Raw genomic sequence first — 21,142 nt, 5'->3', positions numbered from 1 at the left:
AGACGCCTTGGCCTTGACTCTCCTAATCACTCACGACGAGCAGCTCGATCTCCCCGGTCGCTCCTTGACAGCATCCAGCGCCGTTCATACATTCATACATGCGTTGTCAATGTGTATGAATGACGCTGGGAGTTGGTCCGTATGCGACTGGGCAAGACCGCCGTCGTCCTCGGTGGCAGCGCCGCCGGACTCTGCACCGCGGGCGCGCTCGCCCCGTACTTCGACGAGGTGCTGGTGCTCGAACGCGACGAGCTCCCGGCCGAGGCCGAACATCGGCGCGGGGTACCGCAGAGCAAGCATCCGCATTTCCTGCTGAACTCCGGCCGCCGCGCGATCGGCGAGCTGTTCCCCGGATTCGAAGACGACCTCATCGCCGCCGGGGGACTGCATCTGATGCCGTCCATGGACGCGGCCTATCTCGACGGGAAGGGCTGGTCGGCGCGGAAACGCAGCGCGATGACGATGATCTACGGTTCGCGGATCCTCATCGAACGCGTGCTGCGCGACAAGGTCCGGGCCTTGCCGAACGTCGTGATCCGCGAAGGCGTCGCCGTCAACGGACTGGCCGCGCGGGCGGGAGCCGTCACCGGGGTCGGGTTCTCCACCCGCGACGGCGAGGAGCACGTCGACGCCGACTTCGTGGTGGACGCGATGGGCCGCGGTTCCTCGGTCAGCACTTGGCTGGCGGCGGCGGGCTGGCCCGAACCCGAAGTGCGGACCCTCGACGCCAAGGTCACCTACACCTCGCGCTGGTACGACCTGCCCTCACCCGAGGACCGGCCGCCGTCCTGGTGGTGGCGGCATCTGGTGATCATGCCGACCCCCGACAAGGGCACGCATCCGGCCGAGCACGAGTTCCTGGTGAACTTCTTCCCGATCGAGGGCGACCGCGTCATCGCGTGCATGGGCTCGTGGGGGCTCGAGATGCCGCGCACCACGGAGGCGTTCGTCGAGTCGGCCCGCCGGGTGCGGGCGCCGTTGTTCGCGGCCGCGATGGAGCGGTCCACCCCGACGTCCGAGGTGCATCTGACCCGGTCGACGGGTAACAAGTGGCGCCGTTACGACCGGCTCCGCACCCCGCCGGAACGTCTCGCGTTCGTCGGCGACTCGATCTGCGCGTTCAACCCGTTCTACGCACAAGGCATCAGTTCGGCCGCCGGTTCGGCGCTGCTGCTGCGCGAGCACCTCGCGCGCGCCGACCGCCTCGAACCGCAGTTCTCCGCGCGTTTCCTTGCCGCGCAACGAAAGCTGCTCAACGTGCCGTGGAGCCTGGCGATGGCGAGGGATCAGGGTTACGCCTGCGCGGTCGGCACGGAAAAAGCGGGGGAGTGGAAGCGCCGCCTGCTCGATGCGGTGTCCGGCCCGGCGTTCAGGCTCATCGTCGGCGCCGCCCGCGAGGATGACGTGGTCGACGAGCACTTCGCGAAAGTGTTCAACCTCGACGAGTCCTTGAAGGACATGATGACGAACCCGCGTGTGCTCGCGGGGCTCGTGCGCTACCGGATCCGGGCCGCGCTCGGGCGGCACCGGGTTCCCTTCGACTTCGACGCCCGGGCCGAGCCTCCGGTCACGGACTACTCGCCGGAAGGCGCCACCGAGCCCGCCGTCTCCCGATGAACGCCGTATGCGGGCCGGACGCGGAAGCCGTCACCCGCGGTCTCGGCTTCGACTGCCACGACGTTTCCCCCTGGCTGTCGATCCGCCCACCGTGGGCGGCGGCCCACTGGACGATGCCGCTGCTGGAACTGCTCGTCCTCGGCGGTGCCGTGTTCGCGTTGGTGCACGCGATTCGCCGTCACCGTCAGGGTGATTCGACCAACCTGGCGTTGTGGTGCGCTTCGCTGGTCTACCTCTTCGTCATCGAACCGCCGCTGTACTTCCCGGAGTGGTTCGGGCTCGAGCGGCAGTACGGATTCATCTTCGCCCACAACCGGTTCACCGTTCAGTTCATGTGGGACCGGCTGCCGCTGTACATCGTGGCGTTCTATCCGATGATCAGTCAGCTCGCCTACGAACTCGTCCGCTCGCTCGGGATCTTCCGCGCCAGGGGTGCGTTGATCGGATCGGTGGCGGTCGCCTTCTCCTGTCAGGTGTTCTACGAGGTCTTCGATCACCTCGGCCCGCAGCTGACCTGGTGGGCCTGGAACGGGAACAACCGGATCGTCAATCACCCCGCGCTGGATTCGGTCCCCATGAACAGCATGCTGCTCTTCGCCTCCGTTTCGATGGGCGCCATGACCTATCTGGTGGTGCGGCTGGCAGGCGGTTCGCGACACGGGTGGTCGCTCGCGGCACGCATCGCCGTGGCCGGTGTCCTCACGCCGCCGAGCATGGCGATCGCCGGCCTCCCGTCGAGTGTCTTCAGCGGGAACGTGACCGCGCAGGCCTGGGTACTCGGCGTCGAGCTGGCGTTGCTGTGGTTCGCGGGCATCTGGGTCTTCGTCCGGCACCGAGGTCCCGGCGAGCCGTTGACCGCCTTCACCCGGTTTTATCCCGCCGTCTACCTGGGCGGGATGGCCGTGTTCTGGCTCGGCGCCTTGCCCGGCTACCTGTCCGCGGAGAACGGCGTGACCGAAGACGGCACCCCGGTCGGGAACGGTCTGTACACATTGGCCTGCTTCGTGGCCACCGGTCTGCTGCTGGCCGCGCTGTACCGCGTACGCCGCGGAGCACCTGCCACTGTCTGAGATTCTCCGTTCGGGGAAGATGGGACGCATGGGGCACCACGGATGGCGGGGCAACCCGCCCGGAACCGAGCGCGAGGCTCGCCGCCGGATAGTCGACGCGGCGACGGCCTGCATCGACCGGGTCGGTCTCGCCAAGACCAGCCTCTCCGACGTCGCCGCCGAAGCGGGCGTGACCCGGCAGACCGTCTACCGCTACTTCCCGAGCCTCGCCGACATCCTCAGCGCGGTCGCGCTGGACCGGGTCGAGGAGTTCGCCGGGCGGATGGAACGGCATCTGGCCTTGTTCGGCAGCGCCGCCGAGGTCGCGGTGGAATCCGTGGTGTTCGGCGTCCGCGCCGTCCCCGACGAGCCGTACCTGGGACTGCTCTTGAAAGCGGGCGAGGCCGACGTCTTCACCGTCGCGGTCACTTCTTCGCAGTCGTTCTCGCTCGGCGCGCGGATCCTCCGGAACGTGCCCGTCGACTGGGCCGCGGTGGGTGTCACGACCGACGGGGACTTCGAGGGGCTCGCCGAAATGCTGATGCGGCTGTTCCTCTCGTTCCTGCAGTACCCGTCCACGCCGGGCCACACCGACGAGCAGCTGCGCGCCCTCGTCCGCCGGTGGATCGGTCCGGCGCTGACCGCACGGCCGTGACAAACGAATCCGGTGCAGTATCAACGCATATGGTAGTTATTCACCGACAATAGCCCGAGTTCTTGTCTGACCTTCACGATCCTGCCACCCTCGCCGAAGACGATCATCGGCGAAAGGGGAGTGCATGGGATGGTGGTGGCAGGCATTCTCCGGCGCCGCACCGTGGTCGCTGCTCGCCGCCGCGGCCGGTGCGGGGATTGTCGAAATCGGGGCACGCCTCCGAGGGAAGCGGCGCCGCCCGTTCGCGATCGCGCTGGATTTCGCTTTGCTGGCCTCGCTTTTCGCGGTGCTCCTGGTCGTCTTCGTGCCGGCGCCGCCGGCGGGACGCGGTTCCCCGGTGAGTCTTCACCTGCTGGCGGACGTCCTGCCCGTCTTCGGTGATCACCCCGATCCCGCCCTGTTCCAGTTGGCGGGCAACGTTTTCCTGCTGACGCCGCTCGCGGTGCTGATGCCGGTGCGCTTCGAGTGGGCGAGGCCGGTGCCGCGGGTCGTCCTGTCGGCGTTCGTGGCGTCCGTGTCGATCGAGTGTCTCCAGGTCTGGCAGGGCGCCGGCCGGGTCGGATCGCTGGACGACGTGCTGTGCAACACGGCGGGGGCCGCGCTCGTGGCCTGGTGCGGAAGCCTGTGGCGTGCCCGGACGGCGACGGTGGACAGTGTCAGCGTGTGGCAGCGGTCGGGGATCGAGGTCCGGAGTTCCGGTGTGGCGAACGCGCGCCGCGGGCAACGGCTGATCGGCCGCGTGACCCTGAACGACCTTCCACCGTTGGCCGAAGGCGCGACTCTCGAGATCACCCTGTCCGAATCGGACGGTGGAGCCCTGCTCGTCTCGGCTCAGGCCTCGGTGGCGGCATGAGCCGCGCGCTACCTCGGCCGGACGCCCGCGAGGACGGCGTCCAGGCTCGGAAGCCAGCGCTGCCGGGGATCCGGTGCCGAGAGCCATTCCGCGTGGGCTTCGGCGCGGCCGGAGTCGGCGGGCAAGGGGAGCAGTGCACCCCACGCGAGCACCTCGACGTGCGGTGGCAAGGAGATCCGAGGCGGGATAAGCCCGTCGGACTCGGCGAGGATGGCCACACGCGGGCCCTGCTGGGTCAGCACCGCCATGGCGGGGCCCCCGCAGCCGGTCTCGGCGAGCCGGGTGAGGACCTGGGCGCCGTTGATCTTGGGCAGGGTCACCGCGCAGATCCCGTTTTCCAGCACCAGGAACGGCTGCGTGCCACGCCATTTCAGCGACCAGCCGAAGAGACGGCTGTAAAAGGCGTCGCCCCGGGGGCGGATCGACTCCACCGACGAGCGGGACTCGATCGGAAGCACTTGGTGGTCCAGCGACATCGTCGGCGCCTTCCGGACGGCGGAGGGACACGATGGCCCCGGGATCACCGTCAGCCTAACGGCACTCAGTGCCACTAGCAAATGGCTGCTACCGTCCCGCTATGACCGATTCGCCGCGCCGAGCGCCGGTGACCAGGGCAGGGGCGACGCCCGCGGGCCGTCGCCGGCTGCGTCGCGCGCTCGCCGCCGCGGCCGTCGACCTGTTCGTGGCCAAGGGCTACGAGGCCACCACGGTGGACGAGATCGCGGCCGCCGCCGGGGTGGGCCGCCGGACGTTCTTCCGGTACTTCGACGCCAAGGACGACGTGCTCTTCGCGAACCACGACGAGATTGTGGCCGAAATGGAGGAGACGTTCGCCGCCGCGGACCCCGGCCGCGACCCGGTGGAGGTGGCCTGCGCCGCGGTCGGCCTTGTCCTCGACTCCTACGCCGCGGAACTCGACGTCTCGCTCAAGCGGTTCACCCTGACGCGGACGGTCCCCTCGTTGCGGGACAAGGAGGTCGCGACCGTCGACCGCTACCAGCGGGTGCTCGCCCGCTACCTGCGGGCGCGGTACACGGAGCAGGGCGACGAGACGGCGAGCCTGCGGGCGGCAGTGGCCGCGGCGGCGATCGCGGCCGCCAACAACCACGTGCTCCGGCGCTGGTTGCGCAGTGGCGGGCAGGACGACATTGCTGCCAGCGCGGCGGAGGCCTTCGCGCTGGTCATCGACGCGTTCAGAGCCGAACCCGTCGCGGGCGCCGGCGCCGAAAAGACGGTGGTGGCCGTGCTGTCCACGGCAGCACCGCTGCACACCGTCATCGCCAAGGTGAACGCTGCCTTGAACGAGCCGTAACCGGTTCTGGCACTCAGTGCCATGAGGCGATCCGAAGGTAGGGTGACGTCTGATGATCACCCGACAGCGCCTGCGGGCGTGGTGGGATGCCCTCCGCTACACGGCATTCGCTGGAACCGACGCCCCGCCGAAGCGCTCGGCGGGGTTGCGCTGGCTGCGTGCGCTGGCGATCGCCGGATGCGGACTCTGGGCGGGTTTCGTCACGTTCTCGACCGTCTCGGTGTCGCCGCCCGCGAAGACGTTCAACGTGCTCATCACCGTGCTGCCCTGCCTGCTCGCGGTGCGTTCGCCGCTGTGGGGATGGCGCACGCTGATCGTCGGCGTCGTGAGCACCCCGCTGACCTTGCCCGGCATCGCCGCCACCTGGGGCTGGCCGTGGGCGCCGGGTTTCGCGCTCACGGCGGCGCTCGTCTTCTACCTGGTGGGGGAGAGCAACGATCAGGCGGAATTGACCTGGGCGGGACTGATCTCGTTCGGTGCCGCGACGCCCTTCCTGGGTGATTGGCGTGACGCGGCGCTGCTCGTCCTGTTGGGCGGGATCGCGTTCTTCCTCGGCAACACGGTCCGGCAGCGCAGGCTCGCCGAAGAGGAACGCGTGGCACAACAGGAACGCAGGCTCGCCGAGGAGGCCCGGGCGGCCCTGCTGGAGGAACGGGCCGGTATCGCGCGGGAACTGCATGACGTGGTCGCGCACCACATGTCCGTACTCGCGGTGCGCGCGGACTCGGCGCGGTTCCGGTTCGCCGATCCGGCCAAAGCCGACCGCGAAGCCGAGATCTGGCAGGAGTTCGCCGACCTCGCCGGAACCGCCCGTGAAGGGCTGACCGAGCTGCGCAGGCTGCTCGGCGTGCTCCGGTCCGAGGACCACGCTCTGCCGACTTCGCCGCAACCGGGGCTGGGCAAGGTGGTCGAACTCGTGGAAGGGGTGAAGGCCGCCGGCACCGCGTGCGAACTCCACCTGCGGGGTGATCTCGACGCCGTCCCGGTCGGCGTCGCGTTGTCGGTGTTCCGGATCGTGCAGGAAGCCCTCAGCAACGCGATCCAGCACGCTCCCGGGGCGCCGATCTCGGTCGAACTCACGGCCGGACCGGGTACCGTCCGGCTGCTCATCGAGAACGGGCCCGGCGACGGTCCGAGAAGGACGGAACAGACCGGCAGCGGACACGGTTTGGTCGGCATGCGGGAGCGGGCGGCTATGCTCGCGGCTGATCTTGAGGCGGGGGAGCGGCCGGACGGCGGTTTCCTCGTCGCGCTGACCGTTCCGCTCGATCGTGAGGGGCATCCGCAACCGTGATCTCGGTGGTCATCGCCGACGACCAGACCATGGTCAGGCAGAGTTTTCGCGCGGTGCTCGACGCGCAGCCCGACCTACGGGTGGTGGGGGAGGCCGAGGACGGGATCACCGCCGTCGCGCTATGCGCCGAACTCGAACCGGACGTCGTGCTGATGGACGTGCGTATGCCCGAACTCGACGGGATCGAGGCGACCCGTCGGATCGTGGCGGGGCGGCAAGAGGTCCGCGTGCTGATCCTCACCACCTTCGACATCGACGAATACGTGTTCGGCGGGCTGCGGGCGGGCGCCAGCGGCTTCCTGCTGAAGGACTCCCCGCTGGACGACCTGGTCACCGCGGTCAGGGTGGTGTCCGCCGGCAACGCGTTGTTCGCGCCGACGATCACCAGGCGCCTGATCGGCGAGTTCACCCGCACCCACGCCTCGGCGCACTCGGGTCACGCCCTCGTGGCCGAGCTGACCGCACGCGAGACGGAAGTGCTCCGGCTGATCGCCCGCGGCCTCTCCAACACGGAGATCGCCGAAGCGCTGGTGATCGCGGAACAGACGGCGAAGTCCCATGTCAGCAGGGTTTTCGCCAAACTCGGGGTGCGTGATCGCGCGCAAGCGGTCATGGTCGCGTACGAGGCTGGGCTCGTCGTTCCGGGAGCCACGCCCTGATACCGGGGTAGGGGTAGGCACGAAAGCGCGTACCGGGGTAGCGGCGCCAAGACGGTTCCCCGGGGCGATGTTTCCCGGCGTGGTTCCGGAGATCGTTTCCCCATGGAGTGGTCAAGAGGGCGACGCGTCGACCCGGCGCTGATCGTCGTCGGCGGAGCGATGACCGTATGCGCCTTGGTGGCGCTCGGCTGGTGGATCTCGGAGCTGCCGCTCGGTGTCGATTCGGCGGTGTACCGGGCAGGCGGGTTCGCCGTGGTGGAAGGGGAAAGTCTCTATTCACCACTGCGGGCGCTCCCCGAATGGGCGCCGGAGTTGCCGTTCACCTATCCGCCGTTCGCCGCACTCCTGTTCACGTCGCTGACCGCGTTGCCCACCCAGCTGTGCTGGGGCCTGCTGGCGCTGGCGGCCGCGCCGTCGCTCTACTTCGCGCTCCGGCCGTTCGCCGACCGGGCCCACCTGCCGCTTCTGCTGCTCGGCGCCTTCGCGCTCCAGCCGGTGTGGCAGACCATCGGCCTCGGCCAGGTCAACCTCGTGCTGATGGCCGCCGTGGTGACGGACCTGCTCCTCCTGCGTCATTCGCGTTGGCACGGGATCGCGATCGGGATCGTCGCGGCCGTCAAACTGATCCCCCTGATCTTCATCGTCCATCTCCTGGTGGTGCGGCGTACCGCCGACGCGGCACGCGCGCTGGCGGCCTTTCTCGGCGCGACGACGTTCGCGATGGCCGTCCTGCCTGCCGATTCCGTTCGCTTCTGGGCCTCGGCGATCTTCAACGACCATTTCGCCGAGATGAAGGGCTGGGTGGGAAACCAGTCGTGGCAGGGATTCGTCGCGCGGACCGTCCAGGAAGGACGGACGGCCACGGTGCTGATCGTGTTGTCCAGCGTCGCGTTCGCGGCGGTGTCGATGTGGCTCGTGCACCGCCTCCATCGAGCGGGTGACGACCGAGCCGCGCTGCTGGTCACAGCAGGATGTTCCCTGCTGATCAGCCCGATCTCCTGGACTCACCACTGGGTGTGGGTGGTGCCCGCGATCGGCTTCCTCGCCGCCCGGGGACGTCGCGGGGCTGCGCTGATGGTCGCCGTTCTGTTCACCGGGTGGACGGTCTCCGTGGTCCCGGGCGGCGGGGGAGCGGAGCGCGACTGGAACCTCGTGGAGGCCTTGATCGGCAACGCCTACCTGATCTGCCTTCTCATCGCGGGACTCATCCGCCTCCCCCGACGTATAACGCTATGTAGGCGCGTCCTGGAAGGCCGGAAATCGACTGAAGCGGTGGAGCTCTCGACCGATCACTGACGTTCCTCGAATGTATAACGCCCTATACGGCGGGGGTTAGCTTCAAAAGCCTATCCATTCGACAGAAAAAACCCAGCTACGACGCCTGCAGGTCGAGGAAGAAGGCCCGAATGTCCTCAGCCAGGAGATCCGGTACCTCCATCGCGGCGAAGTGCCCGCCGCGATGGAACTCCGACCAATGTCTGACGTTGTACAGCCGCTCGGCGAGAGGTCGTACGGACTGTGTGATGTCGTGCGGGAGCACTGCCACGCCGAGCGGGACCGGGCACGGCTCGGTGCCGCGCACGGCCTCGTGGTGCAGTCGCGCGGAGGACGCCGCGGTCGCGGTCAGCCAGTACAGCGAGATGTCGGTGAGCATCCGGTCGTCGCTGACCGGCGAGCGGGGATCCGTCCACTGTGCGAAGCGCTCGGCGATCCAGGCCAGCTGGCCGACCGGCGAATCGGTCAGCGCGTAGCCGATGGTCTGCGGGGTCGCGGCCTGCAGGGCCTGATACGGCGGCCGGCTCGCCATCAGTCGCCGGACCTTGTCCAGTCGGGCTTCGTCCTTTTCGGACAGTTCGACACCGGCTTCCGGCCGGGTCGGCAGGTAGTTGACGTGTACACCGACGACCTGTTCGGGGGCCACCGTGCCGAGCGCGATCGAGATGCCCGAGCCGAAGTCGCCGCCCTGTGCGCCGTAGCGCTCGTATCCGAGCCTGCGCATCAGCTCGACCCAAGCTCGCGCGATCCGGGTGATGTCCCAGCCGCGTTCGTGGGTCGGGCCGGAGAATACGTAGCCGGGGATGGACGGGATGACCAGGTGGAAGTCGCGTGACAGCGGCTCGATCACGTCGAGGAACTCCAGGAACGAACCGGGCCAGCCGTGGGTGAGGATCAGCGCGAGCGCGTCCGGGTTCGCGGACCGGACGTGGATGAAGTGGATGTTCTGACCTTCGATCTCGGTGGTGAAGTGTGGAAGTTCGTTGAGCTCGGCTTCGTGCGCGCGCCAGTCGTAACCGGTGCGCCAGTGCTCGGCCAGTTCCTTGAGGCGGGCCAGCGGGAAGCCGTAGTCCCAGTCGGCGTCGGTGATCTCGTTGGGCCAGCGGGTGCGGGACAGGCGGTCGTGGAGATCGTCGAGGTCGGCCTGGGGGATGTCGATACGGAAGGGCTTGATCATGGTCTTGGCTCCCGGATGGTCATTCGCCGCTTAAACGTTTAGGCGCCCAACGTTTGGTCTCCAAACGATACTGCAATCGTTCGGGCTCCCAACGATTGGTTAGACTTGTCACATGGAGAACTCGTCCGGAGAGCCGCCTGCCCGATGGCGCGGTCTGCCAAGCTGGCTGCTCACGCAGACCGCGACCCACGCCCATCGCCTGGTGACCGACGGGTTCTCCGCCGTCGACGCCCGGGGCTACCACTACCGCGTGCTGGCGACGCTGGAGGAGTACGGTCCCGCCAGTCAGGCGACGCTTGGCCGTCGCAGTGGGATCCACGTCAGCGAGATGGTCGCGACGATCAACGAACTCGCCGACCGCGAACTGGTTGAGCGCGCCCCGGATCCCGCCGATCGGCGGCGCAACGTCATCTCACTGACCACCGCCGGCAAGCGGCGGTTGCGGAGGCTGGAGAAGCAGCTGGCCGAGCGCCAGGAGGAACTGCTGGAACCGCTGTCACCCGGGGAGCGGGCGCAGTTCACCGAGCTGCTGTCGAAGCTGCTGGATCACCACGATCGGCGGACCGGCGAGTCCCGGGTCGACCTCTCGTGAGTGGCGATTCGCCCAGCTGTCCTGGACCAGCCCTGAGAGCTCGACGATGGTGGATTTGGGACGTTCAGTGTCCCAAATCCTCCATCATCACGACATCGCGCCACTCACGAGACCCGTGTGCCTCACGAGAAACCCTGGGCAGACGCGAGAAAGGCCTGGCGAGCGTCGGAAGTGCTGTACTGGGGCCAAAGTGCCTGAAGCGGGACGTTTACCTCCGGTTCCAGCCCCAGGACGCACACGGCGCCGCCGGCCGCCGGTCCTGGCGGCGCGGTCACGAGGGCGACGCCGTCGGTGTCGAGGACGGCAGTGACCGGTGGTGTTCCCTGGATGGGGTTGCGGCGCACGCGTGGCTCGAATCCCGCGTCACGGCAGAGGTTGACGAGCAGATCGGTGTACCCGGAGCGGCCGGGATGTCCCCAGACGGTGATGTCCTCGTCGGCGAGGTCGCTCAGCTGGAGGTGGTCGCGTCCGGCGAACCGGTGGCCTGCCGCGACGGCGACGTTGAGCGGCTGCCGGATCAGGGTGGTGCCGACAAGGCCGTGCGCGAGGGCCAGTGCGCGGCCGAGGCCGAGATCGAGCTGTCCGCCGAGCAGCTGTGCGACGAGTTCGTCGGGATAGCGCTGGTTGACGTCGATGATCAGCTCGGGGTCGGGCTGGTGCTTCCGGAGCAGGGCGGTGACCTCGTCGCCGGTGACGGCGGGGGTGTGGCCGACGCGGAGTCGTTCCGGTTCGGTCCGGCCGATGCGCCGGGCGCGCTGGACGGCGGAGTCGGCGATGCCGTGCAGGAGGTGGGCGTCGGCGATGAGTGCCTGTCCGGCGGGGAGGACGGTGACGCCGGTGGCGCTCCGCTCGAGCAGGGGGACGCCGACTTCCCGCTCGAGCGTGCGCACCGAGGTCGACAGCGCCTGCTGGCTCAGGTGCAGCCGGGTCGCCGCGCGGGTGAAGCTGCCTTCTTCGGCGACGGCGATGAGGTGGTTTAGCTTGTACAGGTCCAGGCCCACCTCGGGGTTCCCCTTCGTGTCCGATCTGCGGCGTCTCGGTCAGCGTAGGGGTCAGCGTGTGGTGTAGCCGCCGTTCGGGAACATCGTCTGGCCGGTGAACCAGCCGCCGTCGGTGGCCAGGAACCGGATGATCGGCACGATGTCCTCGATCTTCGTGAGGCGTCCGCCCATGGCCTGCGACTTGTGGAACTCGACCCGTTCGGGCGTTTCCTGCGGGTAGAAGAACGGGGTGTCCATCGGGCCGGGGGCGACGACGTTGACCGAGATGCCGCGGTCGGCGAACTCCTTGGCGGCCGCCCTGGTGAAGTGCTCCAGCGGGGCTTTGCCGCCGGCATAGGTGGAGTAGCCGTCGGTGAAGGCCGCCAGCAGTGAGGTGCCGAGGCTGATGATCCTGCCGTTGTCGGAGAGGCGTCGGCCGGCTTCCTGGATGAAGAAGTAGGCGGCTTTCGCGTTGACCGCGAACATGCGGTCGTACTCGTCCTCGGTGGTTTCGAGGATCGGTTTGCGCAGGACCATGCCGGTGGTGTTGACCGCGATGTCGGCGCGGCCGAAGTTGTCGATCGCGGTGTCGAAGAGGCGGCGGACGTCGGCGACCGTGGTCAGGTCGCCTTGGACGGCGATGGCTTCGGAGCCGGTGCCGCGGACGGCTTCGACGGTCTTCTCGGCGTCGGCCGCGGAGGTGTCGCCGTGGTAGTGGACGACGACTTTGGCGCCGGCCTCGCCGAGGGTGGTGGAGAGGAGTCCGCCGAGGTTCTTCGCGCCGCCGGCGATGATCGCGACCTTGTCGTCGATGTTCTGTTCGCTCATGGTTCCGACCGTAGGAGCCGTGGGCGGGGGCTGGGAAACACAGGATCGAGGTGGGCCCACAAGCCTGGTTTGTGGCCTTCCCCACCTGCTCCGAGCTGTGAATCTTCGAGATCGAACGGCGAAATGACCTCACATTGTGGACACTCTGATCGTGCTTCGAGAAGTCGACGACCTTGATCAACCCGCCGTTCGCGAGACGGCGCCCCGGCAGGGGCGTCCGGCGCGTGTGTTCGAGAGAGTCCTCGACCGCCTGGCCTGGTCGCCTTACCCGAGGGCGATCGCGCTGTACCTGGTGATCCGCACGGCGAGTGTCCAGTTGCTGGATCTGCTGGCCGCCCGGCGCGGTTCGACGCTGACCGATCGGCTGACCGCGTGGGACGGTCAGTGGTATCTGCGGCTGGCGGTGCACGGGTACGCGGATCTGCCGGGAACCCTGGACGCGGCGAGGCAGCCGTACTCGGACGCGCCGATGGCGTTCTTCCCGTTGTATCCGAAGCTCGTCGGCGCGGTGATGTGGCTCGGGCCCGACGTCGTGACCGCGGCGCTGACGGTGTCGGTGATCGCCGGTCTCGTGCTGGCGTGCGGCCTGATCCGGATCGGGCGGGCGGTGTCGCCGGATCGGGGTGACCGGACCGGGTTGCTGCTGGTGGCGTTGTGGGCCGGGGCGCCGATGGCGATCGTGTTCTCGATGGCCTACACGGAGGCGGTGTTCTGCGCGTTCGCGGTGTGGGCGTTGGTGGGCGTGCTGGAGCGGCGCTGGATGCTGGCGGGGTTGTGTGCTTTCGGGGCCGGGTTGTCCCGGTCGACGGCGGTGGTGCTGGTCGCGGTGGTCGTCGTGGCGGCGTTGATCGCGGTCTTCCGGCGCACCGAGGAGCGTTGGTGGGCGTTGGCGGGTGCGGTGGTCGCGCCGTTGGGGGTGGCGGGGTACCTGGGGTTCGTCGCGTACCGGACGGGCAGTTGGACCGGCTGGCAGGACATCGAGTTGCGGGGTTGGAACACCGAGTTCGATTTCGGGGCGGAGACGGCGGATTCGGTGCTGGCGCGGTTGACCGGGGACGAGTCGGTGTTCAGCACGCTGACGGTGTTGTTGCTGCTGGGTGCGGTGGCGTTGGCCGGGGTGGCGGCGTTGATCCGGGTGCCGTGGCCGTTGACGCTGTACGGCGCCGGTGTGCTGTTGCTGGCGATCGGGACGCGGGGGCTGCCGGACGCGAAGATCCGGTTCATCCTGCCTGCTTTCCCGGTCCTGATCCCGATCGCGATCGGGTTGTCGAAGCGGCGGACGGTGACTGCGGTGGCGGCCGCGGCGGCGTGGGTGGTCCTGGGTGCGTGGTTCTCGGCGCATGCCCTGACGGCGTGGCGGTACGCGATCTAGCCTGTCTAGCTCGCCTGCCGGGTGCGGTGGTCGGCGACGTGGACTCTGGTGGCGCAGCGGGTCGAGCAGAAGCGGCGTCGGCCGTTGCGGGAGATGTCGACGTAGACGGTTTCGCAACCTTCGCGTGAGCAGACGCCGAAGCGATCAGGGGCGTCGCAGACGAGGTGCGCGAGCCCGCCCGCGGTGTAGGCCCGGACCCGGGAGACGGTTCCGGCGTGCGCGTCGACGTAGTGCAGGTGGGGGGCTTTGCCGTCGTGGGTGGAGATGTAGGGCTTGGACGCGGAGTCGTGGAGCAGCGCGTTGACCAGGTCGACGCGTGTGGCCGGGTCGGCTTCGAAGACGTGCCGGAGTCTCTGGGTCCAGGCGATGATCTCGGTCGATTCGTGTTCCTCGACGGCGGGGACGGTCATGCGGTCCTTGAAGATCGCGGTCAGCGTGGCTGGTCCGGCGGCGTCGCCGAGATTGACCAGTTCGGCGGCGATCTGCGCCGCCGCTCCGCCGTAAGGGTTGAAGTGCATTGACTCATTACAGCACGATCGGGGGATGGAAGCGAACATGTGTCCGCGGTGCGGGTGGCCGCTGGCGGAACTGCCGGGAAGCGTGCGGAACACCCAGCGGGTGTCCCAGGGCAGGCTCGAGTACGTCCGGTGTCTGTGCGGGAGCTGGCTCACGCGGGTCGACGGTGTCGTGATCGGGGCGACGAAGTCCCAGCTGGGGCAGGCTCAGTTCTGACGGTGGCGCGCGTCGGCGAGCAGCTGCGCGAGCGCGTGCACGGGAGAGGTCTCCAGCTTGTGCCGGTGCGCGTCGTAGCGGTCGCGGGTGGTGCGGATGTCCGCGTGGCCCAGCAGGTCCTGGACCTTCTGCACCGGGACGTCGTTGGCCAGCAGCAGGGTGCCGGTGGTGCGCCGCGCGGTGTGCGGGGAGATGGTGTTCGCTTCGGCGAGCCCGGCGGCGCGGGCCTGTGCCCGCAGGAGAAACCAGACATCCCGTTGCGCCAACGGTTTTCCGCCGGGTTTGGTGCCGTCGTAGCGGTGGGGCATGGTCGCGAGCAGCGGTCCGGTCAGTTCGTCGGGACGGACTCCGGCGCGGGCGGCGCGCAGGTCGAGGTAGCGGTGCAGCGGGTGCAGGGCGGCGGGTACGAGCGGGACGAAGTCGCGGTGGCCGCCCTTGGCGGTGTAGCGCAGGATCGTGTGCCCGGCGTCGGCGTCGAGGTCGCGCACGGTCGCGGTGGTCAGGTCGGAGACCCGCAGGCCGGTGTAGAACAGGATCGCGACGACGGCGGCGTCGCGCCAGGACGCTTCGGTGTCGTTGGTGCGGGCCCGGTTCTCCATGTGGTTCAGCAGTTTCGCCGTCGACTCGCCGCCGAGGGCCGGTAGCGGCGGGGTCTTGCCGGTTTTGGGCCGGTTGACCGCGGAGACCGGGTTGCGGTCGGCGATGTCGTTGGACTGCAGGTACCGGTACCAGCTGGAGATGCCGGCGAGGGTGCGCGCGACGGTGGAGTCGGCGGCGGGCCGGGGCAGGCCGTCCCTGCCGGTGACGGTGAGGGTGTTCTTCCAGGCGTCGACGTCGGCGCGGCGGGCCGTCAGCGGGTCGAGCCCGGTGCGGGCGCACCAGCCGAGCCAGGCGGAGAGGTCGGCGTAGTAGGCGCGGCGGGTGTGGTCGGTCTTGTCGGTCTCGAGCCAGAGCGTGGTGATGTGCCGGATCGCGTACCGGTCGAGCGGGTCGGCGGGCGGGAGCGCGGGAAGCAGCGCGACGGCTTCGGCGAGGATCTGTCGCCGGTTCTCGGCCCTGGTCTCCGGCAGCCGGGCCGCCGGTGCTTCCGGCGCGGTGGGCACGAGTTCGGCGGACATCGTGATCATCCTAGCCGAAGCCGGCCGTCCGCGACCCGTCTCGTTCCGCTATTGACAGGGCCGTATTGCTGCGCGGCATTCGCAGTAATGAGTCGGGCTGGGTGATCTACTACATGGATTACCGACCCTATGGTTTCGGGGCGGCCGCGTGCGTCGGTTCGCGTTTCGTGAACCAGGCGACGGCGCGGGTCCTGGAATGCTGGGATGAATTGACGGCCGTGGAAATCGAGCTGCGGAAAGAGAATCCGGTGATGGGGCCGATTCTGGCCCCGCCGGAATTCCGATTCGCCGCTGCTCAGGTGTAGTAGCCCTCCACGGGGACGCGGGCTTCGTCGTACAACGCCGGGCCTTCGAGCCGGACGGGCGGCGCGGTGGACGGCGGTTTGAGCGCGGTGACCTGGTCGCCGGAAAGGGCGAACACGACCCGGCCGAGGCCGGAGCGTTCGATGGCGCCCTGGCACATCCCGCACGGCTGGCAGCTGGTGTACATCGTGGTCGCCGCGGCGACGGCTGGGTCGAGTTCGCGCGCGGCCCAGACGGCGAGTTTCAGCTCCGGGTGCAGGCTGATGTCCGATTGCGACACCGAGGTGTTGTGGTCCTCGGCGAGCACCGTGCCGTCGGGGCCGACGAGGAGCGAGCCGAAGGGCGGGTCGCCGTCCGTGCGGGATTTCGCGGCCAGTTCGATGGCGCGGCGGAGGAACTTCTCGTCTTGTTCGGTCATCGTCGGTCCTGTTCGGTTCGGTAGCGGCCCAGTTCCCAGTGTGCGGCCACGGTCGCCAGCGCCTGCCAGGCGGCTTCCGGGCGGAGGGTCTCCTCGGGGTCACCGGAGAACGGGTCGAGTACGACCGTCTCGGCACCGAGGTGGCGTAGCCGGTCGAGGTCGTCGACGATCTGCTCGATCGTGCCTTCCCCGGCGAGGCGGCCGGGTCCGGTGACCGGACGGCCGGTGATGTTCAGCAGGATCCGCGGGGTGAACGCGGGGACGGGCCGGTTCTGCGCGTCGGCGATGGTCTTGACCCTGGTGAGCGCTTCGGTGAGCCAGGGGAGGGTGGCCCGCAGCGGATGCCAGGCGTCCCCGACCTGGACGGCGCGGCGGATCCCGGCGTCGCTGTTGCCGCCGACCCAGATCGGGATGTCACCGGCGCGGTAGTCGGCGTCGTCGGCCCAGGCCTTCCGGACGGCGTCGAGATGGCCGTCGGTCAGCCGTCCTCGTTTCTCGAACGGGACGTCGAGCGCTGCGAACTCCTGACGGGCCCAGCCGGACGCGACGCCGAGCACGAGCCGTCCGCCGCTGAGCTGGTTCAGGTTCGCGGCCATGCGGGCGATCAGCAGCGGATGCCGGTACGGGACGATGAGCACGGTGGTGCCCAGCCGGATTTCGTTCGTCACGCCGGCGAGCCAGGACAGCGTCGTGAACGGTTCGTAGAACGGCGCCGGATACTGCTCGGCGACGTCGGGGGTGATGGCGACGTGGTCGGACACCATGAGCAGGTCGTAGCCGAGGCCTTCGACCGTGGTGGCCCAGCCGCGGAGGATCCCGGGGTCGGTTCCCGGGCCGAAATTCGGGACGTTGACACCTATTCGCACAGGTCAAGGCTATCGGCGGGGCGATAACCCGGGAAGAGATCTTTCCCTGCGTACCGGCACTTCCACCGTGGATCTGCCGGTATTCTGCCCCGATGGCCGAGACTCTCGACGCGACCGACTGGGCGATCCTGGTGGAGCTCCAGAACGACGGGCGGCTTCCGCTCACCGAGCTGGGGAAACGGGTCAACTTGAGCGCGTCGGCGACGACGGAGCGGGTCAAACGGCTGGAGTCGGCCGGGGTGATCACCGGCTACCGCGCCGAGGTCGACCTGGAGAAGGCCGGGTATGTGGTGCTCGCGGTGGTGCGGCTGAAGTATCCGGGCAGCAAGCACGCGCCGTTGCACAAGCTCCTGGCGGAGCGGACCGAGATCCTCGAATGCCTCCGCACGACCGGTGACGACTGCTATTCGCTGAAGATCGCGGCCCCGTCGATGGGACGGCTGGAGGAGATCGTCAACGAGCTCGCGCTGTTCGGGAGTACGAACACCAACATCGTCTACAACCAGACGTTGCGTTATCGGGGTCCGCAGGGCCCGTGACCGGGCACGGGCCCCCGCGGACGTCGCTAAAGCCCTTCGGTCTCTCCGAACCACCGGCGCAAAGCCGTGAGCAGCTCTTCCTGGTCTTCACCCGCCCACGCCACGTGCCCGTCCGGCCGCAGCAGCACCGCCGGTACCTCGAGTTCTTCGCTGACGTCGACGACGTGGTCGACCCGGTCCGACCAGTCCCGCACCGAGAGCGCGCCGGTCTGGTCGAGCAGCAGGCCACGACCGCTACGGGTCAGCCCGTAGAGATGTCCTTGCTTGAAGTCCAGATCCCGCATCCGGCGGCCGAGCAGCTCGTGCCCTTCGCCGAAGTCGTAGCGGATCGCGGTCGCGGTGATCTTCTCGGTCAGGAACAGGCTCACGTCCTCGAAATCCATCAGCTCCGTCAGCAGCCTTCGGACGGCCTGGGACCCCGGGTCGAGCGACATCAGCTGCATCTGCGCGCGGGTGTTGTCCAGTACCGCGGCGGCCACCGGGTGCCGTTCCGTGTGATAGGTGTCCAGCAGGTCTTCCGGTGCCCAGCCGTTGACCGCGGCGGCCAGTTTCCAGCCGAGGTTGAAGGCGTCCTGGACACCGAGGTTGAGCCCCTGCCCGCCGACCGGCGGGTGGATGTGCGCCGCGTCGCCCGCGAGGAACGCGCGCCCTGCCCGGTAGCGCTCGGCCAGCCGCGTGGCGTCGCCGAAGCGGGAGAGCCAGCGCGGCGAGTGCACGCCGAAGTCGCTGCCGGCGACGGCTTTGAGCTGCCGTTTGACCTCGTCGAAGGTCGGCGGGATGCGGGGATCCTCGGCCAGTCCTTCGGCGGGCACTCCCACCCGGTACACCCCGTCGCCGATGGGGGAGAGACCGAACCGCAACTGGGTCTTGCGGACTTCGGTCATCACGGCGAGCACCGTTTCCCAGTCCTCGGTCAGTTCCATCTCGCCCAGCAGCGTCTCGGCGGTGGCGGGCTCGCCGGGGAAGTCGATCCCGAGCAGTTTGCGGACCGTGCTGCGGCCGCCGTCGCAGCCGACGAGGTAGCGCGAGCGCAGTGTCGTCCCGTCGGAGAGTTCGACGTCCACGCCGTCCTCGTCCTGGCTCAGGCCGACCAGTTCCCGACCGCGCCGGAGGTCGACACCCACCTCGGTGGCGTGCTCGGTCAGCAGGCGGTCGGTGACGGTCTGCGGAATGCCGAGGATGTAGGCGTGGGCGCTGTCCAGCGGCGGCGCCGATTTCGGGATGCCCGCGAAGGAGCCGCCGACCGGGTACTTCGTGCCGTGTTCGAGGAAGCGCTCCAGCAGGCCCCGCTGGTCCATCACCTCGATGCTGCGTGCGTGCAGGCCCATGGAGCGGACGACCTTGGTCTGCTCCGCGTCCTTCTCCACGACGACCACATGGACGCCGTGCAGTCGCAGTTCGGCGCCCAGCATCATGCCGGTCGGTCCGCCGCCCGCGATGATCACGTCGATCAAGAGTTCCCCCGATTGTCGAGCTCGTGTTGTCCGGCGGGAGATTCTGCGGCACGACAGGGGTCTTGCCGCAAGCCCCCGGGTGCGCTATACGTTAGAAGTGGCAGGGAGTGTCGATCTCCCTGCTTTCGTCATTTCAGTCCGTAGTGGACGGACGCCCCCCGTGGGAAGCAGCGCGCATCACTGACACTAGGCCGAACATGTTCGTTACGAACATGTTCGCTATAGTGGTCGCATGGCACCTGAGAAGAGCCGCCGGGAACGACCGGCCAAACCCGCGTTGACCCGCGGCGGCATCGTCGCCGCGGCGGTCGCGATCCTGCGGGAGGAAGGCCTGCGAAAGGTCACGATGCGCCGCCTGGCGCAGGAACTCGACACCGGCGCGGCCTCGCTCTACGTCTACGTCCGCAACACCGCCGAGCTGCACGCGGCGATCCTGGACGAACTCCTCGGCACGATCGCCCCGCCGCCGCCCGAAGGCGACTGGCGCGACCGGCTCGAACAGCTGCTCACCGGCTACACCTCCACCCTGCTCGAGTACCCCGGCCTCGCCCTCTCCGCACTGGTGGCCCGCCCGAGCGGCGAGAACTACCTCGGCCTGGTCGAGAACCTGCTCGCCCTCCTCGCCGAGGGCGACGTGCCACCCGAGCGGCGCGCGTGGGGGATCGACATCCTCCTCCAACACGCGACGGCGACCGCGGCCGAGCACGCCGAGCAGGACTCCCCGGACGACTGGGACGCGCTGGCCCGCGCTGTGAGGGACGCCGACGAGACCACGCATCCCCAGATCGCCGCACACGCGGCAGACCTGCTCACCGGACGGCCAGAACAGCGGATGTCGTGGGGACTGCGGGTGCTGATCACCGGAATCACGCACACCGGCCTGCCCACCGAAAGGAACCCGACATGACCACACACCACCCCATCGCGATCATCGGCGCCGGCCTCGGCGGCCTCACCCTCGCCCGCGTCCTGCACGTCAACGGCATCGAGTCCGCGGTCTTCGACCTGGACGCGTCGCCGTCCGCACGGGCACAGGGCGGCATGCTCGACATCCACGTCGAATCCGGACAGGCGGCGCTTCGGGCCGCCGGACTCCATGACGAATTCCGCTCGCTCGTGCATCCCGGTGGCGAGGCCCTGCGCATCCTCGACCGGCACGCGGTCGTGCACCGCGAGGAGGCCGACGACGGTGACGGCGGACGCCCCGAAGTCGCCCGCGGCGACCTGCGCGACCTGCTCCTCAGGTCCTTGCCCGAAGGCACCGTGCGCTGGGGTGTCAAGGTCACCGGCGCACGCGCGCACGACGGCGGCGGACACGAGGTCACTCTGGCCGACGGCACCACGTTCACCACGGATCTGCTGATCGGCGCCGACGGCGCGTGGTCCAAGGTCCGCCCTCTTGTCTCGGCCGCCGAGCCTGCTTATGAGGGCATCTCCTTCGTCGAAGTGCACCTGAACGACGCCGAGAACCGCCACCCCGCGAGCGCCGCGCTCGTCGGAAGCGGCATGTTCTTCGCACTCGACGAGGCCAGAGGACTCCTGGCGCATCACGACACCACCGGCAGCCTGCACGTCTACGTCGCCGTGAGGATCGAGGAGGACTGGATCTCCACTGTCGACTTCAGCGACACCACCTCCGCGAAAGCCGCCGTGCTGGACCACTTCGACGGCTGGGACGCCGGCCTGCGAGCGCTGATCACCGACGCGGACGGCGAACTGATCCCACGGCCGATCCACGCGCTTCCCGTCGGCCACCGATGGGACCGCGTCCCCGGCGTCACCCTTCTCGGGGATGCCGCCCACCTGATGTCGCCGTTCGCCGGTGAAGGTGCCAACCTCGCGATGCTCGACGGCGCCGAACTCGGCCTGGCCCTCGCAGCCCACTCCGGCGACGCCGAAGCCGCTCTCGGTGCGTACGAGACGGCGCTGTTCCCGCGCAGCGAGGCCTCGGCGGCCGAATCCGCCGAAAGCCTTGCCCTGTGCTTCGCCGAAGGCTCCCCGAAGCCTTTGCTGGAACAGTTCGCGTCCTACCGTTGAGGCAACCATCGC

General features: G+C 68.9%; 24 protein-coding genes. 15 read left to right on the top strand and 9 right to left on the bottom strand.

Going from position 1 to position 21,142, the window contains the following annotated elements:
* The first annotated feature begins 141 nt into the window (after positions 1-141).
* From DL990_RS33970 to DL990_RS33955, 4 genes are all read left to right on the top strand, one after another.
* Complete coding sequence (locus DL990_RS33970) at positions 142-1,617, top strand: NAD(P)/FAD-dependent oxidoreductase (RefSeq protein ID WP_125801167.1); 1,476 nt, start codon at positions 142-144, stop codon at positions 1,615-1,617.
* Complete coding sequence (locus tag DL990_RS33965) at positions 1,614-2,687, top strand: hypothetical protein (protein WP_125801166.1); 1,074 nt, start codon at positions 1,614-1,616, stop codon at positions 2,685-2,687. The genes DL990_RS33970 and DL990_RS33965 overlap by 4 nt, the downstream gene beginning before the upstream one ends.
* Positions 2,688-2,715: 28 nt before the next feature.
* Complete coding sequence (locus tag DL990_RS33960) at positions 2,716-3,321, top strand: TetR/AcrR family transcriptional regulator (protein ID WP_125801165.1); 606 nt, start codon at positions 2,716-2,718, stop codon at positions 3,319-3,321.
* Positions 3,322-3,445: 124 nt separating this feature from the next.
* Entirely contained in the window at positions 3,446-4,174 is a 729-nt protein-coding gene (locus tag DL990_RS33955) for a VanZ family protein (RefSeq protein ID WP_125801164.1), read from the top strand.
* 8 nt (positions 4,175-4,182) lie between these two features.
* On the opposite strand, the gene DL990_RS33950 is transcribed toward DL990_RS33955, so the two are convergent.
* Positions 4,183-4,650: a glycogen operon protein GlgX gene (locus tag DL990_RS33950; protein WP_125787807.1), complete on the bottom strand. Its 468-nt coding sequence runs from the start codon at positions 4,648-4,650 to the stop codon at positions 4,183-4,185.
* Positions 4,651-4,751: 101 nt separating this feature from the next.
* Between DL990_RS33950 and DL990_RS33945 the strand changes: the two genes are divergently transcribed.
* The 4 genes from DL990_RS33945 to DL990_RS33930 all read left to right on the top strand — a co-directional run bounded on the left by DL990_RS33945 (position 4,752) and on the right by DL990_RS33930 (position 8,735).
* The gene (locus DL990_RS33945; RefSeq protein ID WP_125787808.1) at positions 4,752-5,486 is read left to right on the top strand and encodes a TetR family transcriptional regulator; all 735 of its coding nucleotides are present in this window, start codon (positions 4,752-4,754) and stop codon (positions 5,484-5,486) included.
* A 52-nt stretch (positions 5,487-5,538) separates the two neighbouring features.
* Positions 5,539-6,780: a sensor histidine kinase gene (locus DL990_RS33940; protein ID WP_125801163.1), complete on the top strand. Its 1,242-nt coding sequence runs from the start codon at positions 5,539-5,541 to the stop codon at positions 6,778-6,780.
* The gene (locus DL990_RS33935; protein ID WP_125801162.1) at positions 6,777-7,439 is read left to right on the top strand and encodes a response regulator transcription factor; all 663 of its coding nucleotides are present in this window, start codon (positions 6,777-6,779) and stop codon (positions 7,437-7,439) included. The genes DL990_RS33940 and DL990_RS33935 overlap by 4 nt, the downstream gene beginning before the upstream one ends.
* Before the next feature lie 102 nt (positions 7,440-7,541).
* Positions 7,542-8,735: a glycosyltransferase 87 family protein gene (locus tag DL990_RS33930; protein ID WP_125801161.1), complete on the top strand. Its 1,194-nt coding sequence runs from the start codon at positions 7,542-7,544 to the stop codon at positions 8,733-8,735.
* Positions 8,736-8,811: 76 nt separating this feature from the next.
* Here DL990_RS33930 and DL990_RS33925 read toward each other — a convergent pair whose 3' ends face one another.
* Positions 8,812-9,891, bottom strand: a complete 1,080-nt coding sequence (locus DL990_RS33925) for an epoxide hydrolase family protein (RefSeq protein WP_125801160.1) — start codon at positions 9,889-9,891, stop codon at positions 8,812-8,814.
* A 112-nt stretch (positions 9,892-10,003) separates the two neighbouring features.
* On the opposite strand from DL990_RS33925, the gene DL990_RS33920 reads away from it, so the two are divergent.
* The gene (locus tag DL990_RS33920; protein WP_125787811.1) at positions 10,004-10,483 is read left to right on the top strand and encodes a MarR family winged helix-turn-helix transcriptional regulator; all 480 of its coding nucleotides are present in this window, start codon (positions 10,004-10,006) and stop codon (positions 10,481-10,483) included.
* Between the two features lie 122 nt (positions 10,484-10,605).
* Here DL990_RS33920 and DL990_RS33915 read toward each other — a convergent pair whose 3' ends face one another.
* Entirely contained in the window at positions 10,606-11,484 is an 879-nt protein-coding gene (locus DL990_RS33915) for a LysR substrate-binding domain-containing protein (protein WP_125787812.1), read from the bottom strand.
* A gap of 51 nt (positions 11,485-11,535) precedes the next feature.
* Positions 11,536-12,291 carry an SDR family oxidoreductase gene (locus tag DL990_RS33910; RefSeq protein ID WP_125801159.1) on the bottom strand — a complete coding sequence of 252 codons (756 nt, stop codon included), beginning with the start codon at positions 12,289-12,291 and terminating at the stop codon, positions 11,536-11,538.
* Between the two features lie 226 nt (positions 12,292-12,517).
* Between DL990_RS33910 and DL990_RS33905 the strand changes: the two genes are divergently transcribed.
* Positions 12,518-13,663: a hypothetical protein gene (locus tag DL990_RS33905; protein WP_233599070.1), complete on the top strand. Its 1,146-nt coding sequence runs from the start codon at positions 12,518-12,520 to the stop codon at positions 13,661-13,663.
* 5 nt (positions 13,664-13,668) lie between these two features.
* Here DL990_RS33905 and DL990_RS33900 read toward each other — a convergent pair whose 3' ends face one another.
* A complete protein-coding gene (locus tag DL990_RS33900; protein WP_125801158.1) occupies positions 13,669-14,181 on the bottom strand; it encodes a CGNR zinc finger domain-containing protein in 513 nt (170 codons plus the stop codon).
* Between the two features lie 25 nt (positions 14,182-14,206).
* Between DL990_RS33900 and DL990_RS33895 the strand changes: the two genes are divergently transcribed.
* Positions 14,207-14,395 (top strand): hypothetical protein, encoded by a 189-nt coding sequence (locus tag DL990_RS33895; RefSeq protein WP_125787816.1) that lies wholly within the window; start codon positions 14,207-14,209, stop codon positions 14,393-14,395.
* Here the strand turns inward: DL990_RS33895 and DL990_RS33890 are convergent.
* Positions 14,386-15,513: a tyrosine-type recombinase/integrase gene (locus DL990_RS33890; RefSeq protein ID WP_158632685.1), complete on the bottom strand. Its 1,128-nt coding sequence runs from the start codon at positions 15,511-15,513 to the stop codon at positions 14,386-14,388. The two genes, DL990_RS33895 and DL990_RS33890, sit on opposite strands and share 10 nt — an antisense overlap.
* Positions 15,514-15,614: 101 nt before the next feature.
* On the opposite strand from DL990_RS33890, the gene DL990_RS33885 reads away from it, so the two are divergent.
* On the top strand, positions 15,615-15,818 hold the full coding sequence (locus tag DL990_RS33885) for a hypothetical protein (protein ID WP_125787818.1): 204 nt from the start codon (positions 15,615-15,617) through the stop codon (positions 15,816-15,818).
* Here DL990_RS33885 and DL990_RS33880 read toward each other — a convergent pair.
* Both DL990_RS33880 and DL990_RS33875 read right to left on the bottom strand, forming a co-directional pair.
* Positions 15,809-16,234: a nucleoside deaminase gene (locus DL990_RS33880; protein ID WP_125787819.1), complete on the bottom strand. Its 426-nt coding sequence runs from the start codon at positions 16,232-16,234 to the stop codon at positions 15,809-15,811. The genes DL990_RS33885 and DL990_RS33880 overlap by 10 nt on opposite strands.
* Positions 16,231-17,100, bottom strand: a complete 870-nt coding sequence (locus DL990_RS33875; protein ID WP_125801156.1) for an LLM class flavin-dependent oxidoreductase — start codon at positions 17,098-17,100, stop codon at positions 16,231-16,233. Before DL990_RS33875 ends, DL990_RS33880 begins: the two co-directional genes overlap by 4 nt.
* Before the next feature lie 92 nt (positions 17,101-17,192).
* Here DL990_RS33875 and DL990_RS33870 point away from each other — a divergent pair, with 92 nt between their 5' ends.
* Positions 17,193-17,639 (top strand): Lrp/AsnC family transcriptional regulator, encoded by a 447-nt coding sequence (locus DL990_RS33870; RefSeq protein ID WP_125787821.1) that lies wholly within the window; start codon positions 17,193-17,195, stop codon positions 17,637-17,639.
* A gap of 26 nt (positions 17,640-17,665) precedes the next feature.
* On the opposite strand, the gene rox is transcribed toward DL990_RS33870, so the two are convergent.
* Complete coding sequence (gene rox, locus DL990_RS33865) at positions 17,666-19,093, bottom strand: rifampin monooxygenase (protein ID WP_125787822.1); 1,428 nt, start codon at positions 19,091-19,093, stop codon at positions 17,666-17,668.
* Positions 19,094-19,325: 232 nt separating this feature from the next.
* Between rox and DL990_RS33860 the strand changes: the two genes are divergently transcribed.
* A complete protein-coding gene (locus tag DL990_RS33860) occupies positions 19,326-20,000 on the top strand; it encodes a TetR/AcrR family transcriptional regulator (protein ID WP_125787823.1) in 675 nt (224 codons plus the stop codon).
* Positions 19,997-21,130: an NAD(P)/FAD-dependent oxidoreductase gene (locus DL990_RS33855; RefSeq protein ID WP_125787824.1), complete on the top strand. Its 1,134-nt coding sequence runs from the start codon at positions 19,997-19,999 to the stop codon at positions 21,128-21,130. The genes DL990_RS33860 and DL990_RS33855 overlap by 4 nt, the downstream gene beginning before the upstream one ends.
* Positions 21,131-21,142: the final 12 nt, after the last annotated feature.

It is taken from the genome of Amycolatopsis sp. WAC 01416 (genome assembly GCF_003947485.1).
GTDB lineage: Bacteria > Actinomycetota > Actinomycetes > Mycobacteriales > Pseudonocardiaceae > Amycolatopsis.
This window is presented reverse-complemented; position numbering and strand designations above follow the sequence as displayed.

Excerpts from the sequence above, each read along its gene's own strand:
- DL990_RS33965 (WP_125801166.1), top strand. The coding sequence starts at position 1,614 with ATGAACGCCGTATGCGGGCCGGACGCGGAAGCCGTCACCCGCGGTCTC.
- DL990_RS33960 (WP_125801165.1), top strand. The coding sequence starts at position 2,716 with ATGGGGCACCACGGATGGCGGGGCAACCCGCCCGGAACCGAGCGCGAG.
- DL990_RS33930 (WP_125801161.1), top strand. The coding sequence starts at position 7,542 with ATGGAGTGGTCAAGAGGGCGACGCGTCGACCCGGCGCTGATCGTCGTC.
- DL990_RS33955 (WP_125801164.1), top strand. The coding sequence starts at position 3,446 with ATGGGATGGTGGTGGCAGGCATTCTCCGGCGCCGCACCGTGGTCGCTG.
- DL990_RS33860 (WP_125787823.1), top strand. The coding sequence starts at position 19,326 with ATGGCACCTGAGAAGAGCCGCCGGGAACGACCGGCCAAACCCGCGTTG.
- DL990_RS33940 (WP_125801163.1), top strand. The coding sequence starts at position 5,539 with ATGATCACCCGACAGCGCCTGCGGGCGTGGTGGGATGCCCTCCGCTAC.
- DL990_RS33890 (WP_158632685.1), bottom strand. The coding sequence starts at position 15,513 with ATGTCCGCCGAACTCGTGCCCACCGCGCCGGAAGCACCGGCGGCCCGG.
- DL990_RS33945 (WP_125787808.1), top strand. The coding sequence starts at position 4,752 with ATGACCGATTCGCCGCGCCGAGCGCCGGTGACCAGGGCAGGGGCGACG.
- DL990_RS33910 (WP_125801159.1), bottom strand. The coding sequence starts at position 12,291 with ATGAGCGAACAGAACATCGACGACAAGGTCGCGATCATCGCCGGCGGC.
- DL990_RS33970 (WP_125801167.1), top strand. The coding sequence starts at position 142 with ATGCGACTGGGCAAGACCGCCGTCGTCCTCGGTGGCAGCGCCGCCGGA.
- DL990_RS33880 (WP_125787819.1), bottom strand. The coding sequence starts at position 16,234 with ATGACCGAACAAGACGAGAAGTTCCTCCGCCGCGCCATCGAACTGGCC.
- DL990_RS33895 (WP_125787816.1), top strand. The coding sequence starts at position 14,207 with ATGGAAGCGAACATGTGTCCGCGGTGCGGGTGGCCGCTGGCGGAACTG.
- DL990_RS33900 (WP_125801158.1), bottom strand. The coding sequence starts at position 14,181 with ATGCACTTCAACCCTTACGGCGGAGCGGCGGCGCAGATCGCCGCCGAA.
- DL990_RS33925 (WP_125801160.1), bottom strand. The coding sequence starts at position 9,891 with ATGATCAAGCCCTTCCGTATCGACATCCCCCAGGCCGACCTCGACGAT.
- DL990_RS33855 (WP_125787824.1), top strand. The coding sequence starts at position 19,997 with ATGACCACACACCACCCCATCGCGATCATCGGCGCCGGCCTCGGCGGC.
- DL990_RS33920 (WP_125787811.1), top strand. The coding sequence starts at position 10,004 with ATGGAGAACTCGTCCGGAGAGCCGCCTGCCCGATGGCGCGGTCTGCCA.
- DL990_RS33870 (WP_125787821.1), top strand. The coding sequence starts at position 17,193 with ATGGCCGAGACTCTCGACGCGACCGACTGGGCGATCCTGGTGGAGCTC.
- DL990_RS33950 (WP_125787807.1), bottom strand. The coding sequence starts at position 4,650 with ATGTCGCTGGACCACCAAGTGCTTCCGATCGAGTCCCGCTCGTCGGTG.